This is a genomic window from Enterococcus sp. DIV2419 (genome assembly GCF_051711865.1).
Classification (GTDB): domain Bacteria; phylum Bacillota; class Bacilli; order Lactobacillales; family Enterococcaceae; genus Enterococcus; species Enterococcus faecalis.
The window spans coordinates 756,226-774,729 of sequence record NZ_JBIONS010000001.1 but is presented as its reverse complement, the minus strand read 5'-3'; the positions used below and the strand labels follow the sequence as shown (position 1 = coordinate 774,729).

General features: G+C 33.8%; 16 protein-coding genes. 4 read left to right on the top strand and 12 right to left on the bottom strand.

Features of this window, described 5'->3' with window-relative positions; all coding sequences use genetic code 11:
• The first annotated feature begins 12 nt into the window (after positions 1-12).
• The gene (locus tag IGI97_RS03690) at positions 13-537 is read left to right on the top strand and encodes a GNAT family N-acetyltransferase (RefSeq protein WP_142956530.1); all 525 of its coding nucleotides are present in this window, start codon (positions 13-15) and stop codon (positions 535-537) included.
• A 162-nt stretch (positions 538-699) separates the two neighbouring features.
• On the opposite strand, the gene IGI97_RS03685 is transcribed toward IGI97_RS03690, so the two are convergent.
• From IGI97_RS03685 to recX, 9 genes are all read right to left on the bottom strand, one after another.
• Positions 700-1,986: a radical SAM protein gene (locus tag IGI97_RS03685; RefSeq protein ID WP_438738009.1), complete on the bottom strand. Its 1,287-nt coding sequence runs from the start codon at positions 1,984-1,986 to the stop codon at positions 700-702.
• A gap of 184 nt (positions 1,987-2,170) precedes the next feature.
• Entirely contained in the window at positions 2,171-2,863 is a 693-nt protein-coding gene (locus tag IGI97_RS03680) for an ABC transporter permease subunit (RefSeq protein WP_104845775.1), read from the bottom strand.
• On the bottom strand, positions 2,853-3,524 hold the full coding sequence (locus IGI97_RS03675) for an ATP-binding cassette domain-containing protein (protein ID WP_104845776.1): 672 nt from the start codon (positions 3,522-3,524) through the stop codon (positions 2,853-2,855). Before IGI97_RS03675 ends, IGI97_RS03680 begins: the two co-directional genes overlap by 11 nt.
• Entirely contained in the window at positions 3,521-4,552 is a 1,032-nt protein-coding gene (locus tag IGI97_RS03670) for a hypothetical protein (RefSeq protein ID WP_438738006.1), read from the bottom strand. Before IGI97_RS03670 ends, IGI97_RS03675 begins: the two co-directional genes overlap by 4 nt.
• On the bottom strand, positions 4,539-5,651 hold the full coding sequence (locus tag IGI97_RS03665; RefSeq protein WP_438738004.1) for a metallopeptidase TldD-related protein: 1,113 nt from the start codon (positions 5,649-5,651) through the stop codon (positions 4,539-4,541). Before IGI97_RS03665 ends, IGI97_RS03670 begins: the two co-directional genes overlap by 14 nt.
• Positions 5,652-5,814: 163 nt before the next feature.
• A complete protein-coding gene (locus IGI97_RS03660; protein ID WP_002356444.1) occupies positions 5,815-6,300 on the bottom strand; it encodes a hypothetical protein in 486 nt (161 codons plus the stop codon).
• Between the two features lie 137 nt (positions 6,301-6,437).
• Positions 6,438-7,562: an LCP family protein gene (locus IGI97_RS03655; protein ID WP_002376535.1), complete on the bottom strand. Its 1,125-nt coding sequence runs from the start codon at positions 7,560-7,562 to the stop codon at positions 6,438-6,440.
• 180 nt (positions 7,563-7,742) lie between these two features.
• A complete protein-coding gene (gene mutY / locus IGI97_RS03650; RefSeq protein ID WP_010823117.1) occupies positions 7,743-8,927 on the bottom strand; it encodes an A/G-specific adenine glycosylase in 1,185 nt (394 codons plus the stop codon).
• Positions 8,917-9,717: a recombination regulator RecX gene (gene recX / locus IGI97_RS03645; protein WP_002356439.1), complete on the bottom strand. Its 801-nt coding sequence runs from the start codon at positions 9,715-9,717 to the stop codon at positions 8,917-8,919. The genes mutY and recX overlap by 11 nt, the downstream gene beginning before the upstream one ends.
• 131 nt (positions 9,718-9,848) lie before the next feature.
• On the opposite strand from recX, the gene rlmD reads away from it, so the two are divergent.
• Entirely contained in the window at positions 9,849-11,219 is a 1,371-nt protein-coding gene (rlmD, locus tag IGI97_RS03640) for a 23S rRNA (uracil(1939)-C(5))-methyltransferase RlmD (protein ID WP_129193757.1), read from the top strand.
• Positions 11,220-11,290: 71 nt separating this feature from the next.
• Here rlmD and IGI97_RS03635 read toward each other — a convergent pair whose 3' ends face one another.
• From IGI97_RS03635 to IGI97_RS03625, 3 genes are all read right to left on the bottom strand, one after another.
• Positions 11,291-11,539 (bottom strand): GlsB/YeaQ/YmgE family stress response membrane protein, encoded by a 249-nt coding sequence (locus tag IGI97_RS03635; protein WP_002356434.1) that lies wholly within the window; start codon positions 11,537-11,539, stop codon positions 11,291-11,293.
• Between the two features lie 180 nt (positions 11,540-11,719).
• The gene (gene ebgA / locus IGI97_RS03630) at positions 11,720-14,842 is read right to left on the bottom strand and encodes a beta-galactosidase subunit alpha (protein ID WP_438738001.1); all 3,123 of its coding nucleotides are present in this window, start codon (positions 14,840-14,842) and stop codon (positions 11,720-11,722) included.
• A complete protein-coding gene (locus tag IGI97_RS03625; protein WP_002359464.1) occupies positions 14,775-16,274 on the bottom strand; it encodes an amino acid permease in 1,500 nt (499 codons plus the stop codon). The genes ebgA and IGI97_RS03625 overlap by 68 nt, the downstream gene beginning before the upstream one ends.
• Before the next feature lie 148 nt (positions 16,275-16,422).
• On the opposite strand from IGI97_RS03625, the gene IGI97_RS03620 reads away from it, so the two are divergent.
• Both IGI97_RS03620 and IGI97_RS03615 read left to right on the top strand, forming a co-directional pair.
• Positions 16,423-17,253: an AraC family transcriptional regulator gene (locus IGI97_RS03620; protein ID WP_002356429.1), complete on the top strand. Its 831-nt coding sequence runs from the start codon at positions 16,423-16,425 to the stop codon at positions 17,251-17,253.
• Positions 17,254-17,572: 319 nt separating this feature from the next.
• Entirely contained in the window at positions 17,573-18,445 is an 873-nt protein-coding gene (locus IGI97_RS03615; RefSeq protein WP_002367197.1) for an LPXTG cell wall anchor domain-containing protein, read from the top strand.
• Positions 18,446-18,504: the final 59 nt, after the last annotated feature.

Genomic DNA, 18,504 nt, shown 5'->3' with positions numbered 1-18,504 from the left:
AGGGAATATTTTTTGACTGTTTACTTAAGAAAAGCAGAACCTTCTGATTTGCCTGACATCCTTTCTATCATTGAAGATGGACGCCGCACCTTACAAAAAAGTGGCATTCCCCAATGGCAAAACGGCGATGGCCCGAATCAAGAAATTTTAGCAAAAGATATCGACCAGCAAACTTGCTATATTTTAATGGTTGAGGATGCCTTGGCAGGCGTTGGTGTTTTATGTTCGGAGATTGATCCTGCTTATGAAGCGATTTTTAATGGTTCTTGGCAACCTCATTCTCAAACTACGTATACGGCAATTCATCGTGTTGCTCTAAAAAGTTCCTTTCAAGGTCAAGGACTGGCCTTGGTGCTTTTGCGCTCACTGGTTACAGCCGCTCGTTTGCAAGGCGCTACTGATATTCGAATTGATACACATCCACAAAATCTCGCTATGCAGCACCTGATTAAAAAAGCTGGCTTTGTTTATCAAGGTGACGTGATTTTAGATGTTAACGATGGCGAACGTTATGCTTATCAGATGATATTGAAATAAAAAAGTATATACTATAGTCTATACTTAACTTGGAGTAAAGCATTTCTGAATTTAGGGATAAACTACTTGCTAAAAAGACTGAAGGACTTTATTATTTAAAAAGTAATAGAGTCCCTCTGACTTTTTAAATATTTGATAATTTAAATTTGATTACAAATTTTTCTATGTTAACTTTTTTTTCTCGCTTTCATACCAATAACACTCTTTTACATTTTTGCGCTGTATAAGCCCCTCTGCTATACACCCTTTACAATTATTTAACAATGTACAATTAGCACATTTATTACTTGAAGGCATTTCTACACTTTTAAACTTAAAGCTGTGCTCTTTTGAATAGCATTCTATTGTCCCATTGTTCAAAGATGACATTGGTTTATCAATCATTAAACAAGGATGTATCTGTCCGGATGGATCAATTCTGATTAATTTATATCCAGCGCCACAATGACTATTTGCCATAGAATGATGATCTTCTTCCAACTGAACTAAAAATTTGTTGTCACCAAGTTTATTATTTAAGTCTTGTAACCATTCTTCAACTATTAGTTTTTTATTCTTATTTGAAGAATATCCATTTTGAACACTACGCCCAGCATCAAATAAAATACTTAGTCTATGTCTTTTTACTCCTAATTTTTTTAATTTCTCTGATAATAAAAAAATTTCAGCCTTCTCTTGTTCGATTATAGTAGTGGCTACATCAATATTATAATCCATAGAAACTAATTTTTTAATAAATAGTATTGATTTATCATAAGAATTACTTTTTCCTCTTATTTCATTGTGAGTTTCTTTTAAGCCATCAATGCTAATCTGGACACCAGCTATATTGCCCTTAACCTTCTCAAAGAAATCGAATATACTATCATTTTTATAGTATCCACTTGTCAAAATGGTTATTACAATACCTTGCGAAACAAATATTTCTATAATTTTTTCAAAATCCGGATGATATAGGGGATCCCCACCAGTTATTTGTAAATATAAAATCCCAAGATTACTCATTTCTTGAGCGATTTTTTTTACCAATTCTAATGAAATAACTTCTTTTCTTTTTAATGAGCATTCTCTGTAACAATGTTCACAAAACAAAGGACACTTATAAGTTAATTCTAAAGAAACAGTTATAGGAATCCAATATTTTTTTGATCCTAAACACTTAACCTCTACTTCACTTTTTCGATCAATATATGTTACATCTCCTACTTTTTTAGAATAGTTCAAAAAATCTTCAACAAATTTCTGTACTAAGACAACATCTTCCTTATATCTATAAGAAAGCTTAAATACAATATCTTCAACACTATTTTTACCATCACAAAGTGAAAATATATCCGCAGCAGAAAAGTTAATTTGTTTTAGTATTTGAGATTCCCCACATTCTCTGATTATTGCTGCAGCATCAGGATAATATATAATTTTTCTTGGTATAGCTAATATCGGATACATTTATTTTCTTCCTTTCTTAATAAAAAAGAGAGCTAAATGCTCTCTTTAGATTATGCAGCAACCATTGCCCAACCACACATTGTCATTAATGGAACCCACGCACCGAAAGATACATGGAACATGCATGTTCCTACATTTTGTTCTAGATATTGAGGCTTTTCCATATAAGAAATTCTCCTTTCCTTTATTTTATAAAAAACATTGTTTTACCGATAACAAAAGATATTATACTTGTAAAAACAACATTCAATACCATGATACATATCAAAAACATTACATAATACAGTGAATTATTTTGAATTCCAAAAAAAATATAACTCCACATAATTAATATTCCAAAACCAAAAGTTGTAACTACTGAAATGTACTCCGAAAGTTTTTTTTCTGTCACAACACATGAAACTAATATAACAATACTTCCTAAAAAATACGTAATACACGGTAATATCACTATGTTAAACATATCAAATAGATACAAAAAAGAACTATCCTTATATACTAACAATACGAACATTATTGTTAATTGAATAATTTGAAATATTGAACTTATGGATACTGCAGTCAATATTTTCCCCATAACAATTGCCTTATTATTGATACTGGAGAGTAACAACATAGATAGTGTTTTTTGCTCTTTTTCCCTCCACATTGAATCAGAAATTAATAATGAACCAAATATACTAGCGAAAATAAAACTAATAAATATATTCAATTCATTATTGAATAAAATACCCGAACCCCCATCTTCTAAACTAATCATAATCGATGGTGGTATGGTTAACATCATTACTAAAATCGTTTTAATAGATGTTGCTTTAATCTCTAATAGCTCTTTTTTTCCAATAAAAATAGTGGTCCTGAATAAATTATTTCTCATTTTTATCACCTACTAAATCCATGTATAATTCTTCTATTTCTACTTCTTTATTTTTTTGATAAAAACAAATATTACCATTCTGTAGTATTAAAATATCTGTACAGACTTCTTGAACAAAAGTTAGATTATGGCTATTAATAATCAGTGTTTTTCCACTTTCTCTCAAGCTATTTACTCGTTGTTTCAACTTTATTATCATTTCAGGATCAAGTGTATTTGTTGGTTCGTCCAAATATAATAACTGACAATTTGTTAAGAAAAACATAGCTAATGCTAACCTTTTTTCTAGGCCTTGGGATAAATGCAAAACTAATTTATGTTTACTAGACTCTAGTCCAAAATCTTGTAGATAATTTTCTATTATATAACTATCTTGAGCTATGCCTTCTAATTTAGCTTTGAATTTTAGATTATTGATTACAGATAAATTTTTATATGTTCCCCCATGCTCTGGCAAGTACGCTATTTTCGAAAACTGATTATATATATTACCTGTTTGCTGCTTCAATAATCCAATGATTAAATAAGCAAGTGTTGTTTTTCCAGAACCATTGTGACCTAAAACAGCTAGGCAGTCCCCGTCTTTAATTGTAAAACTAATTTCATTCAGTATATTGTTTTTTTTAGTATAACCATATGATATATTATCTAATCTAATCATTTTTCACTCAGCTCCAAGATTATTCTTTTGTCGCTTTTTGAAAATAGGTACATTTTTTTTAAAACTTCCATTAGCTGATTGCTTATATCAACTTTAAATATCGTTTTATTTTGAAAAATATATAAATATTGTTTTTCAAAATTATTATAGTTTAGTGACAGGTTGTCAGAGAAAAATAATATTTCTCCATCAATGTGTACGTTAGTTTTCTCTCCACCAATCATATTAAAATCCAAACTACGATTTTTAAGTTTAATTTCATAGCTGTTTAAGTTTATTGTGGTTAAACTACAGCCTAAATTATTAAAGTTCCTATTTTGAAAAGCTTTTTCTAAAGAAACGATTTCAGGCAATCTATATCCTCTACTATCAAAATATTCACTTTTAGGAAACTGTATGTCAAAGTTAAGAGATTCAAACTCTTCTGTACCGTTCGTACCCATATCACAAGAATCATTATTGAATGAATTTAGCAACGCATCTATTAATTGTTTAAGAGCTGTCTTAGTAACCGTGAAATTCCCCTTTAAATCTGATAATTTTAAATCTAATAAATTATAATGGTGAACTATTTTTGAAAAAATTTGTAATTCAGCGATACTCTCTTCATTGCTTGAGTAAATCATAATTTTTTCTTTTTGAAATTCTAAAAAATTTCTTGTCTCTTCTCTTATACAACAGTAATTATTATTGTTACTATCAAAAAAATCAATTTTCCAACTATCTTTATTTACACTATTACTAAAGCAATAATAATTTTTAATAGGGAGCTGTTTTAAAGTATGGTGATTTTTTTCTTTTATTTTAAAGTTTTTAAAATTATCAAGGATATATTTTATTGACAAACAATCGTGATAGTACATATATATATATTCTAAATTTTCTCCTTTTAATGTAGCAATATACAATACTTTAGGACCGTCAATTGTTTTATTGAATTCACTGTATTCTTTTATGGATGTTAACGTACAATACGCATAATCTTTTGTTATTTTTAATTCTTCTAATATTTTTTTAAGTTTCTTCATTTTTTTCTCCATTTTTCAAATATAACGTTGGGGATCCAACAACAACATCTACCATTTGATTTTTTTTATAACAATATGCATGTTTGCAATTTTTATCTTTACCAACATATATAATTCTTTTTAAAGATTCTGTTGATTTCCCTTCTAATATTAGATTTTCTATTCTATACATATCTTTATTTTTTATCACTACAATTCCTCTCACTAACAATTGATAGTGACCACTTCCTACATCTACTCCACCACCATAAATCTGTTGGATTTTCAGATGATCATTATTTTTCTTTAATCTAGATAAATCGGATTCATTAAAAAAATCAGAATTTTCTACTACTGTTGCTCTCATTCTCGGTAAACTAACAAAAGAAAAATTTTCTTTTCTTAAACTTCCTCTATCCCCCAAAAAATTTTTTATTGTACCTTTAGTTATTAGTTTGATAGCTTCCAACCTAATACCGTTATCATCATATTTATTTAATCCGATTAAATTTTCGTAATCATAAAATGTATCTACCACATCAAGAAACTTTCCAGCTACCACTTGGTCTAGTCTATAAGTTCCTTTATTATCCATTTCTAAAAGATGACCTACCGTTTCATGTATAAAATATCCTCCAATTGCAGGCATAAATAACCAATCATATAAATTAATATCAATGTTTTCCTTAAGTATGGGTAATTTTATCAATTTAATAAACTCTTGTTCTTTCCTCTGTATAAGCTCAATAAAACTTTCTAAATTCAATAATAAAGAAATGTCATAATCTTCATATGTAGAGGTTTCATTATGTAAAAAAACCATTCTAAAGTACTCAGTCCAACGAATGTCTGTTATTTCATTAATTTTAATAACTTCTCTCTTCCTAAAAATAAACAAGCGTATATCTGTCTCAAATGTTTCCAAAATAGATTTTATTTCCTTCAAATTTTTCTTTAAATCTAAAAATTTTAAATAAAAATAATTATTATTAAAGTCTTCATCATGACATTCATAGTCTGTGTTTCCTAAATGGTCTTTTTTTATAAAAAAACTACTTATTTTACTGTTGCATACTGTTTTATTTACTTCAATATTTAATGAATGAAAATATTGATACATTACTCTCTCCCTTTCTATAATTAGAATAAATTAACCGTAAACAAATTAAAATCACATCTAAATAATACCATAAATTTATTTTGATTACAAATTTTTTTTTAGCCTTTTTTTTTTTAAGAAAAGAAAAACCCTACGATAAAAAATAAATCGTAGGGTTTTTCTTTTACATCTTATGAACACTATGAGCGCTTTGAATGCCCTCACAGGCTTCTTTACAAGCTTGATTAATTAATAAATAAGAGGATTCTTTTTGGCGGATTCCTAATTGATATTTCAATTCATCTGTCACTTGGCAAGATTCACTTAATGCCTCTAACCAGAAAAATACTCCTTCTTTATACGTATCTAATCCTTCTAGCAAGATTTTCGTTGCTTCTTTATCATAATACGGCTCTAAATTTTTACGAAACATCATTTCTTCTGTAAAAAAACGATTCACATTATTTCGGCAAAACATATAAGTGTCACGGCCTCTCCGATGTGCAGCCTGATTACAACCGTATTCTTGAACTTCTTTAGAGATGGCTTTGAAAATTTCGTTGTATACTTCAATTCTTTGCATAATTGACAAAATGGTATCTGTATAACTAAACATAACTCCTTGCTCCCTTCCCCTTCTAAGTAACAAAAATTTGCTTGTTACTTTCATTATAAAGGGAATGTTGGGTTTATATCAAATGATACGCTGTTTCCTTGCTAAAATCCTTCGTTTTTTCCTTAGAAGAATAATAAGTAAGCGGATTACTTAATCTGTTATGTTCGGATTTTCTACACTTGGAAAATAAATTATTTTATAAAGCCATTTTCCGTTTTAACTGATGGTAACGGGCCAGTCTGTGTATTGCCAGGAACACCAATATACGTATTGCCGTTGATGGAAGTCATTTCGTTTTCCTCAGCTGCTTCATCTTGAACGGTATAATCACTTTGATATAAAAATTCACCGTTCGTATGGAAGACATAGCCGTCTTGATCTCGTTCATCTGGCTTTTCTAAATTTAAAGACACACGTAATTGATGACGGACATTTTCAATACTATCTGGATATAGTTCAACCATACTGCGCCCTTCATTACTAAAAGTGCGCCAGTCAAAAGAAAGCTGTTGTTTATCATAATTGGTCCAAGTCAAACCTTCTTTGACTAAGTGAGTCAATTCATTGGAATCCACATCAGTTTGAATGTTTCCATTTAACGAATCAATAATGTCCATTATTTTCATGATTGATTGACCAGATTTCAACTTGTCTTCAACTGCTTGAATAATTTCTTGTTGTCGGAATCCACGCATAATATCGTTATCGCTATGTCTTTCACGGGCATAAGATAAAGCTTTCGTACCATCTAAATGCTGTTTCCCTGCATCAAAATGAATGGATCCTGGCCCGTCTTTGGTGACACCATCAAACGCCTGCTTGACATTGACATCTATGCCGCCAACTGCATCAATTAACTTAATAAAAGATAAAAAGTTAAACACAACGTAATGATTGATTGGAATATTCAATAATTTCTCAACTGTGTTAACAGAAGCTGTTGGTCCATCGTAGGTATAGGCAGCTTCAATTCGTTGCATCCCTTGGTAATTTTTCGCATCAATTTGAACAAAACTATCCCGTGGCAAACTTAAATAGGTTATTTTCTTCGTCTTGTTATTCACGGTAATCACCATCATAGCATCAGTCCTAGTTGTGCCTAATTTCCGTTCAATTGTATTGTCTAGACCCATGACCAAAAACGATTGACTATCTTTATTTTGCGCTTCATTATAATCATTTTTTATGGGAACATAGCCTTTATCAATTGTTTTCTTTAAATAGCTACCCGCTACAGCAAAGTATGCTGAGCCGACTGTGACAAAAAACAAAATGATGACTAAACTAATTAAGCTGATTTTTCGCTTCCTACTCATTGGCTGTACTTCCTCTCTCTTGAAAAGTCTCCACCATCATTACTACTCCTCTAAGCAGACAAGAGACAAGTCTATCTTACCAGTCCCTTTCAAAACTAAACATAGCAGAATTTATATAGGGGTATAACCTAGAGGAAACAAAAAAGAGGGGCTTGTTTGTTAAAAAGCCTCTCTTTTTTGTTATTTTTTTTCGTGTTCTTTTTTGAACAATTCCACCATTTTTTGCTGTGGTTTTGGAAAAACATAGTCCGAAAATTGTTGTGCTGCCACCCATCGCTGCGACTCTAGTGTGGCTAATTCGCCTGTATTTCGGCCATAAAAGACTAAGATATGCCATTTTAAATGACTGAAAATATGAACGACTTCGCCTAAGGCACGTTTTTGCCAGACAACTGTTTCATAGTCCGTAAAAAAGCTGACAGGTTCTTCAGCGACCAAAGGCTCTGTTACAGGCTCTAACTCTAAAGTTAATTGTTTTTCCGTTTCTGCTGGTTGCGCCATTTTTTGCAATTGTTGAAATTGTTTTTTGCTAATTTCTTCAATCGGAAACAGCCACATATTGGCTAACAAACCGGTTTCAGGGCGTTGTTCTAATAAAAATTCTTGCTTTTTATTTTCAATAATAGTGCCGACATAATACACATCTTTCGGCTTAACTTTTTTTGATTTGACTGGATAAGCGGTCATTTTATCTGCCTGATAGGCCGCACAATATTGCTGAAGCGGACAGCTTTCACACTTAGGGGAAGTTGGGGTGCAGACGGCTGAGCCTAGATCCATTAAGGCTTGATTAAAATCCCCTGGACGCTCACGATCGATGATTTTAAGCATCGCCGCTTCAAATACTTTACGACTACTCGCTTTTGCAATATCTGCATCAATTTCAAATAAACGGCTCACTACCCGCATGACGTTACCGTCAATTGCTGGTTCGGGTAAATTAAAGGCAATACTGCCAATCGCACCAGCCGTATAGGGGCCGATTCCTTTTAAACTCCGAATATCTTCGATTGTGTCAGGCATTTTCCCACCAAATTCTGAAACAATCTGTTGCGCTGCCACTTTTAAATTACGCGCTCGTGAATAGTAACCTAACCCTTCCCAAGCTTTCAACAACTTATCATCTGGCGCTTCCGCTAAATCTTGAATCGTCGGAAACCATTCCATAAATCGATAAAAATAATCAATGACTGTATCTACGCGAGTTTGTTGTAGCATAATTTCAGAAATCCAAATACGATATGCATCTGTATTCGCTCGCCAAGGTAAATTGCGTTTTTCTCGTTCATACCAAGCTAAAAAATCTTCCTGGAATGAACTAACTTTTGCGGGACTCCACGCCTCCCAAGGCTCTTTATTCGTCATGTTCTACTTCCTTTTCGCTAATAAATTGCTGAATCAAATCATAGTCAAACCCTTTTTGGAATAAGCTTTGTTTGACTTTTTGGACTTTTTTAGAAAAATCAAATCGCTGATTGGCACGCCATAAACGTTCGCCTTCCTTGTTTAACGCTTGTTGTTCTTGTTCTTCGTCCTTTTCAAAAGCTAAAGATTCCAAAGCTAGATCAATGATTTCATTTGTAAAGCCCTTTTGCATCAGATGCAGACGCGTTTTCTGTAGTGCATCTTTAAAACTTTTAGTTCGATAGCGTTTCATGGCTTTTTCTGCAGTTGCTGTGGCAACATTAAGCTGTTCATCTAACGTATAAAAGGTCAAGCCATGCTGAATATCTTCTTCACTAATGCCTTTTTGCTTTAATTGTTGTGCCACATTTCGTGGTCCTTTATCACTGGTTCGCATAGCTGTCCGTACGTAACTTTCACTAAAAATTGCATCATCCAACAACCGCAGCTCTTCTAAACGTTGAACGATTTTTACTCGATCTTCAGGTACAATTTCTTTCTCTTTTAAATAAGTAAAAATCTCTTTCTTTGAACGTAATTGATAGCTTAAATAATTCATCGCCATTTGTAACCCGACATCATAAGAACTGGCTTTTTTTATTTCTTCTATTAAAGTATCTGATAACTCTTGGCCTTTTAGCAGACGCTGCCGTACTAAAATATCTTCCGAGACACGCAGTTTTTCGCCTGAAGATAGCCAAAGTAGATAAAATTCACCTTTATCTTTACTAATTCGTGTGATTGTTGTCATCTTATTCTCCTGCCCCTCTAAATCAGAACATATATTCTACTATACCATAGAATCCTTGGAAGCCAAATAAATAAAAATGTGCTAAAATGGGAGGAAGTGAAAAATGTGAGATGACTAAAGGATGAAAGAATATGACCCAACAACTAGTAAAAAAAGGCCAACAAATTTCTTTAAAAATTAAACGATTAGGAATTAATGGCGAAGGTATCGGCTATTATAAAAAATTAATTATTTTCGTTCCTGGGGCGCTACCGAAAGAAGAAGTGACTGCCACGATCACAAATGTTACACCCAAATTTGCTGAAGGAACCCTTCAATCTGTCAAAAAAGCTGCTAAAGATCGCGTGGTCCCTCCTTGTCCTGTCTATGAAACATGTGGCGGCTGCCAACTACAACATTTAGCCTACAAAGCACAATTAGACTTTAAAAAAGATTTATTAAAGCAGGCGCTTAACAAATTTAAACCAGCCAATTATCAAAACTATGAACTACGAAAAACAATTGGAATGGAGAATCCTTGGAATTATCGAAATAAAGCCCAATTCCAATTACGCCAAATCGATGGCCAAGTAGAAGCTGGTCTCTATCAAGCTGATTCACATCAATTAGTACCGATTGATAAGTGTTTGGTCCAACAGCCTGCGACAACCAAGGTGATGAATACATTAGTTGATTTATTGAATGACTTTCAATTACCAATTTATGATGAACGTAAAAATAGTGGTATCTTTCGAACATTAATGGTTCGAGTGGGCATCCAAACTGGCGAAGTCCAAGTAGTGTTCATTACACAATCGCAGAAATTTCCACAAAAAGAAAAAATGGTTCGCGCAATTAATGAACAATTACCAGAAGTTGTTTCTATTATGCAAAATGTCCAAAATAAAAAAACCTCTCTAGTAATGGGTGATGATACCCTTCACTTATGGGGCAAAGAAAGCATTGAAGAACACATTAACGACGTTGTCTTTGATTTATCGCCGCGAGCATTTTTCCAATTGAATCCAGAACAAACGGAAGTTTTATATAATGAAGGAATCAAGGCCTTAGATTTACAACCAAACGAAACTGTTGTTGATGCTTATTGTGGCGTCGGGACCATTGGCTTAAGTTTAGCGAAACAAGCGCATCAAGTTCGTGGTATGGATACCATTCCCGCCGCAATTGACGATGCTAGATTCAATGCAAAACGACTTGGTGTTACGAACACACATTATGCTGTTGGAACAGCTGAAGACTTATTACCTAAATGGTTCAAAGAAGGCTTTAAACCTGATGCTATTGTAGTTGATCCCCCACGGACTGGTTTGGATCGTAAATTATTAACGGCCCTTTTGAAACAACCACCTAAGAAAATGGTGTATATTTCTTGTAATGTATCCACGTTAGCACGTGATTTAGTTCAATTAGCCAAAGTATATCAAGTAGACTATTTACAATCTGTTGATATGTTTCCACAAACCGCTCGTTGTGAAGTTGTCGTAAAATTAACGAGAAAATAAAAAAAGGCACCAAGTTTCACGAAATTCGTGAGACTTGGTGCCTTTAACTAATTAAACAATTATTTACTTAATTAGCTATTTTTTCGTCCGAAGAAGAATGAAACCACAGCAACTAAAATTACTGCCCCAATAATTGATGGCACAATTGCCATACCTGCTACATGAGGACCCCAGCTACCTAAGATTTTTTCTCCGATAAATGAACCAACTAAACCGGCAACGATATTCGCAATCCAACCCATTGATTGACCTTTGCTTGTAAGTGCGCCAGCGATAGCACCGATAACAGCACCAACGATTAAAACCCATAAAGTATGCATAAAATAATTCCTCCTAAATGCTTTATCTAGCGAATAATTCGCTATGTTACTATTATGGACTACTTTTATTAGATAACAAAATAGTTTGCTTGTTTCCATGAAAAAAAAGCAATAATTTCTGATAATTTCATTAAAAAAACTCAGAACAGGAGACCGAAGTGCACTGTTCTGAGCTTTTATTTAAGAAATTGTTGGTCGTTTTACTCGTTCATGTGCGACATCCGCTGCTTGAATCTCTTTATTATTAAAAGGTGTTAAGCGGAATGCCAATTGGAATTCTTCAAACGTAGTCCGGTATTTTTCTAATTGCCACTGGCCACAAGAGTAGCTACCTAGGGCGTTTTGTTTGTAATCGATATTTAAAACAACATACTCACTTTCTTGTAATTCATTGGTATGCTTAGCAATATCTAGCGCTTGTTCTTCAAAATAAGAAACACTAAAATTATATGAATCAGCCGCTGTTACTACTACTCCTTGGCCGCGATCATCCGTGAATGCGGACCATTTAGTCGCCATGTGGTTACCATTGGCTTGTGGAACAACATAATTAGTGAACATTTCCGCCACTGTAGCATCATAAACGCCAAGTAAACCAGCTTCTTGTGAATCTACATAGTTTTCTCTCGGCCCTTTACCGAAATATTTTACTTCTGATAGAGACTTGTCTAAATGGAGAGTCACACCCAAACGTGGTAACATATCTGGCGCATTTTCAATTTTACCAGCAGGACTACCTTTTAAATCGAAGAAAATTTCGCCATTTGGTGCAATTAAATACTGATAGGTACATTGATAATGCCAAGCACTGTTAGTCGTTCCGTTAATTGTTTTTACGATGACTTGGATAAAATCATCAACTTTTTTCCACTCAAAAGAACGGACAATTTCATGCTCTAAATGTAAGAAATATTTCTTCTTCATTTCATCAATAATTTCCATATCATTACTGATCGGTGCCCGCCAAAATGTAAATTTCGGCCCTTTATGCAATAATTTTTTACCATCTCGTGTCACATTCGTTAAGGCGCCCTTCACTTTATCAAAATTAATTGAAAAGTTTGGTCCTTCAATGTATAAATGAGGGCCAATTTCCTTTGCCATCATCGTGCCAACTGGTGTGATCTCAATCCCTGGTATTGCAATTGGCAATTCAAACTGTGCGGTAGCTAATTCATGACCAGCAGATGCATAGGCGGTCGTTTCTTTCAATTGATATGAAAGAGTTAAATAATAGGCGGCTCCTGCCTTTTTAGGAAAATCTAAATGATAAGGCAAGTGCAGTCTTCCTTCTGCTCTAGCAGCAATTGCTGGCACTGCTACTGTCCCTGATTGAATCACTGTTTGATCTTCAGTAATTGTATAAACCAGCTTAAAGATAGCCAAGTTTTCAAAGTCAAACCGACTCAATAATGAGAATTCACCTGACAGAACGTCAATAGCGCTAGTTGTAATGGGTTCAATGACTTTTTTGTATTCATACAAGCTAGGAGATGGCGTACGGTCAGGCATCAACATCCCGTCAATACAAAAATCTTTGTTACTTGGATCATCGCCGAAATCGCCGCCATAACGATAATAAACTTCACCGTTATCTGTTACCGATTCAATACCATGGTCAAACCATTCCCAAATAAAGCCACCTTGTAATTTATCATGAGCATAAAATAGCTCTTGGTATTCTTTTAAATTCCCAGGGCCATTCCCCATCGCATGACAATATTCACATAAAATATGCGGTTTTTTTGAATTTTCAATAATCGTATTCATCAGTAATTCTCTAGTTGGGTGTTCCAACCAAGTATACATTGTAGAATAGACATCAGTGACCTCTGCCTCAAAATCACCTTCATAATGGACCAAACGTGTTGGATCCATTTCTTTGGCAATACGGGCCATTTCAATAAAGTTATGACCAAACGCAGATTCATTTCCTAACGACCAAAAGAGAATTGATGGATGGTTTTTATCCCGTTGAATCATCCGTACCATCCGAGAAACATAAGCCGTTTCCCATTCTGGATCGTTGCTAATCCAATCATATTCTCCGGTTAATTCAAAGCCATGACATTCCAAATCAGTTTCATCAATCACATACATTCCATATTCATCGCATAAATCATAGAAATAAGCAGATGCTGGATAATGACTGGTTCGAATGGCATTAATATTAAATTGTTTCATTAAACGAATATCTTTTTCAATTTCTTCACGACTAACCACTCGACCATTTTTTGGATTATAATCATGACGATTCATTCCTTTTAGTTTAATGGCCACACCATTGACTAAGAAAGTCTCACCAGATACATGAATATTTCTGAAACCAACTTTTTGCGGAATAACTTCGACGACTTCCCCTTCAGAAAAAACAGTGATAAATAGCTGATACAAGTATGGTTTCTCCGCTGACCAAGCAGTGACAGACGGCAAACTTGCTGAAAATTCAACCTTACCTTGATTTCCTGCGACAGTCTCTTTAAGAACCGTTTTTCCCTGCTGATCCATCAACTCCAATTGAACTTGTTGTCCTTTGTCTTGCCAAAATTTACCCGTAATTGCCAAGTGGCCATTTTGATACGAATCATCTAAATCGGAAATAATAAAGAAATCTTCCAGCCCATTTTCTGGTACACCGAGTAATTCAACATCACGAAAAATACCACTTAACCACCACATATCTTGATCCTCTAAATACGTACCATCTGACCATTGATAGACTCGCACCGTTAAATCATTTTTTTCACCAATTTTAGCGTAAGGCGTAATGTCAAATTCTGCTTCATTTCGTGCACCTTTACTGTAGCCAACTTCATGGCCGTTCACCCAAACATGATAAGCTGAATCTACGCCACAAAAACGTAAAATGATTTTTTTATCGTGAAATGTTTCATCTATAGCAAATGTCCGTTTGTAAATACCTGTTGGGTTTTCCGTTGGTACATACGGCGGATTAATGGGAAAATTGTACCATAAATCAGAGTAATGCATTTTTCCATATCCTTGGACTTGCCAATTTCCAGGAACAGTGATTTGATCCATTTGGCTTGTATCAAAGTCCGTCGCAAAAAAGTTTTCTGGGCTGTATTCTGGCGCTTCTAAAAAAAGAAAATGCCAGCGTCCATTTAAATTTTTGTATGCTTGTGTATATTTATTTTCATTTAGTAAGGCTGTTTCTTTCGAGGGAAAGCTCGAAAAGTGTGCTCGTCCAGGCAACCGATTAATACTATCTACTTTATAATTTTCCCAAGTCTTCATAATCCATTTCTCCTTTACCAACTTCATTTTTTTCTTTTGTTTCATATCGTTTCCAACAAATCCAAGCAAAGCCCATAAAGACAATTAACCCAATGATGTTATACGCCAACATGCCCAGTGGACTAGCGGTTCCTTTCGGTAACGTGCCATTGATTTCTTCCATGATTAATTTTGGATCTGGCACAGTTGACATAAAGAATACAAAGATAAAAATGGCTAATAAGAAAATCCCCGCAATTAAGCCAAAGGTTCGATTACCAAAGCGGAAACTTCTCGGCATTGTTTCTTTTTTCCAACGAAGCCCAATATAGGCGATTAACAAGAACAAGACAGGCACTAATGACGTAGAAGCTGTCATATTAATTAACGTTTCTAAAAAGCTATCCATATTTCCAATTCCTAGTGCTGGAATGGCAACTAAAATCGTCACAATAATTCCTTGAACTAACAAAGCATTGGTTGGATTTCCCTCTTCGTTCGTTTTCACTAGCCACTTACCGAAGACCCCATCAGGAATTTCTGAGAAAAATACTTTAACTGGTGCTGCCGTCCACAGAGCCAAAGAACCAAGACTTCCGACAAATAAGATAATTCCTACTAAGCGCACCATCATTGCTGCGGGAATATGGAAATACGTACCTAAAATTTTAAAGATATCAAAAATACCATTTGAAAAGTTTCCTTTTAAGACGTCCGTTGGCACTACCAAACCTACAGCAACGGCACCAAGAATATACATGATGCCGACCGCAATCGTCGCACCAATCATCGTGCGGACAAACGTTTTATTGCCGCCTTTAACATCCTTAATGTATACGCCGATACTTTCACCACCGCCAACAGCTTGTAAAATCCACGCCATCGTCATGAAAAAAGTCCAATTAAAAGTTGGCATAATTGACGTCGTGGTAAACTCTTGTGCTGGTTCATTGCCAAAACCAAACACGACGACAAAGGCTAAAACCACAAAAGCCACGCCCATAAATAAACGAGCACCACCCGCTAAGCTAGTCACTTTCGAAATCCACGAAACCCCTTTAATACAAACCCATGTCATTAACCAAAATAACAGAATAGAAATCACTGCAATTATTTTAGTACTATGGTTTCCTTGAAAAACGTTTTGACCTAAAAAAGCGTATGAACCATAAATCAATGTATTCGGTAGTAATGAACAGAAGAAAAACAAGTTGACAAAGAAATACGACCAAGCACCTAAAAATGCCCATTTAGGTCCTAACACAGATTCCAACCAACTGTGAACACCTGATTCATTTTCAGAATTAGCAGAAGCAAATTCTGCAATCATTAGAATAAATGGTAAAAAGTAAAAAATAGAGCCGAATAAATAGCCTGGAATAGTTGCTAGGCCAATCTGAATACTGTTGTTAACAATGCTGGGAAAGGCAAAAACCGCTGAAAAAGTCATGAGCATCAATGCGACAGAACCTAATCGTTCCCGTGAATGTGTTGCCATTTTACTACATCCTCTCTTTATCAAATTAATTAGTACTCACATATTGTAAAACGCTTACAGTTTTTTAAAAATAAAAAATGTTGCCTATTTCTTGTAAAGATGTTGACTTTTAGAAAGCCTTTACATACTCTTATAAAGAGGTGATAGCATGCAAAATGTTTTTACAAATAATGTCAGCATCCTGATTAATGATCAACCTATTAGCCAAGAATTTCATCTTTATGAAGCTGGCTATGAAAAATGCCGCCCGACAAAACCAACTGAGTTTGCCCCCATTAATTATTGGGTTTTGCATTATTGTAGCGATGGTGAAGGTTATTTTTCAACACCCTTTATGGAAAAACAACACATTACCGCTGGCGATTTGTTTATGATTCCAGCCAATTGTCGCAATATTTATTATCCTAATCGGCAAAATCCTTGGACCTATCATTGGGTCGGTTTTGTTGGAGATCTTTCGTCTCAGTATTTAGAAAAAATAGGCCTGACTACCGAAAATTGTATTTTAAAAGGAACTGTTGATAAGAAATTAGAAAGTTTATTTAAAAATATTTACCAAGAAGCGAAGAAACATAATCATTTTGGCAGTTTAAGTGAAAGCTTTCAATTGTTGAATTATCTAGAGCATCATTCCGTTACACAGCACGAAAACCAAAGCCAACAATTATTTAACCAAATTAAAATGGCTATTCACGAAAATTTTTCAAACAATCTTTCAATTAGTCAATTAGCTTCTGAGTATAACATTGATCGTAGCTATTTATTTAAGCTATTTCAGCGTTATGAACAAACAAATCCTAGTATTTATGTACAAAACTTAAAATTGCAAAAAGCCTGTTCTCTGTTAAGAAAAAGTTCCTTAACCATCACGGAAATCAGTTTTGAAGCAGGTTTTTCTTCACCTTCTTATTTTTCAAAATTTTTCTTCCAGAAAAAAGAGATGACACCTCGACAATATCGTCAACAGTTTTTGACTTAAAATAAATTGTCATTATTCTTAAATCTGTATTTTTATCCTTTTAAAAGATTGACGAAGTTTTCGCTATGCAGCATACTTGTCAATCTTTTATATAATGACTAATTTACTCGAAACTACCATTAAGCGAATACAGTACTTCTTTAACCAACACCTTTGAAATATTTTGAAACTAATGTAATAGTCTCTACGGATCGTATTTTTGATAGATTAATAGTTTAAAATTTATATTTTTTATCACCTAGTATATATTCTTAAGCTTTTCTTAATATTTAATTGTTACAAAAATATTTCAAAAATGTTACAATAGGTAACGAAAGGAATGATTAAAATGAAAAAAATGTTTTTAGGACTCTTTTGTTTTGTTTCGATTACCACACTATCAGTTTCTAATGTATGGGCAGAAGATTCGGCTAATGAAGCTTCTGTGGAAAAGTCAACAGTTACTTCTTTAACGCAAGAAACTTCAGCAACAACAATTAATGCTTCAACTGATTCAACAGCACTTACAGCTGAAAGCGAGGAACTTCCATCGCTTCGTCAAACACTTCTTAATTACGTAGGTATGTATGGTTTAACAGAAACCTTGATAAATCGTTTATCTGATGACGAACTGGACTACGCAAAAAAAGTTTCGTTTCATTTTGTAAACCAAGACATCAGTGGAACAGCGAGAATGATTACTAAATTATATGGTGAGAAACCTATCCCGGAGGACTCCTACTCTACAGATTACTCAACATTAACGATTGATGACTTAAAAAATTATTTACCTCAAATTCGACTTTCGTTAATTTATGTATATGATTTAAATAGTGATGTTGTAAATAATTTAAGCGATCAAACACTCGTCGATTTAATTAATCAAGTCAAGGTAGACTACGCTAACCAAAATTACCCATCTGATGTCCGTGGTGATTATGGTTTAGCATCAATGGCAGATAAAATAAAAGCAAACGATTATACGTCAATTAATCAAAGTGCTGAAAGTGTTTCTTCGGATACTACTAATACAGAATCTACATTACAAACAACTACGAGCAGTTCTAAGAAAGCTACTACATCAAGTTCAACCGAGCACAAAAAGGGGATATTTCCCAGTACTGGCGAAAAAAAATCAGTTTTATTTACTATCATTGGAATCATCTTACTATCTTTAGTTAGTATATTCATTATAAAAAATAAAAAGAAGTAGAACTACTATTCAGTCATTATTTAAATAATTTGCTTTTTATCAAATAATATTGGTAACGA

Coding starts and splice junctions, on each gene's coding strand:
- IGI97_RS03685 (WP_438738009.1), bottom strand. CDS start 1,986: ATGTATCCGATATTAGCTATACCAAGAAAAATTATATATTATCCTGAT.
- IGI97_RS03680 (WP_104845775.1), bottom strand. CDS start 2,863: ATGAGAAATAATTTATTCAGGACCACTATTTTTATTGGAAAAAAAGAG.
- IGI97_RS03675 (WP_104845776.1), bottom strand. CDS start 3,524: ATGATTAGATTAGATAATATATCATATGGTTATACTAAAAAAAACAAT.
- IGI97_RS03670 (WP_438738006.1), bottom strand. CDS start 4,552: ATGAAGAAACTTAAAAAAATATTAGAAGAATTAAAAATAACAAAAGAT.
- IGI97_RS03665 (WP_438738004.1), bottom strand. CDS start 5,651: ATGTATCAATATTTTCATTCATTAAATATTGAAGTAAATAAAACAGTA.
- IGI97_RS03660 (WP_002356444.1), bottom strand. CDS start 6,300: ATGAAAGTAACAAGCAAATTTTTGTTACTTAGAAGGGGAAGGGAGCAA.
- IGI97_RS03655 (WP_002376535.1), bottom strand. CDS start 7,562: ATGAGTAGGAAGCGAAAAATCAGCTTAATTAGTTTAGTCATCATTTTG.
- mutY (WP_010823117.1), bottom strand. CDS start 8,927: ATGACGAATAAAGAGCCTTGGGAGGCGTGGAGTCCCGCAAAAGTTAGT.
- recX (WP_002356439.1), bottom strand. CDS start 9,717: ATGACAACAATCACACGAATTAGTAAAGATAAAGGTGAATTTTATCTA.
- rlmD (WP_129193757.1), top strand. CDS start 9,849: ATGACCCAACAACTAGTAAAAAAAGGCCAACAAATTTCTTTAAAAATT.
- IGI97_RS03635 (WP_002356434.1), bottom strand. CDS start 11,539: ATGCATACTTTATGGGTTTTAATCGTTGGTGCTGTTATCGGTGCTATC.
- ebgA (WP_438738001.1), bottom strand. CDS start 14,842: ATGAAACAAAAGAAAAAAATGAAGTTGGTAAAGGAGAAATGGATTATG.
- IGI97_RS03625 (WP_002359464.1), bottom strand. CDS start 16,274: ATGGCAACACATTCACGGGAACGATTAGGTTCTGTCGCATTGATGCTC.
- IGI97_RS03620 (WP_002356429.1), top strand. CDS start 16,423: ATGCAAAATGTTTTTACAAATAATGTCAGCATCCTGATTAATGATCAA.
- IGI97_RS03615 (WP_002367197.1), top strand. CDS start 17,573: ATGATTAAAATGAAAAAAATGTTTTTAGGACTCTTTTGTTTTGTTTCG.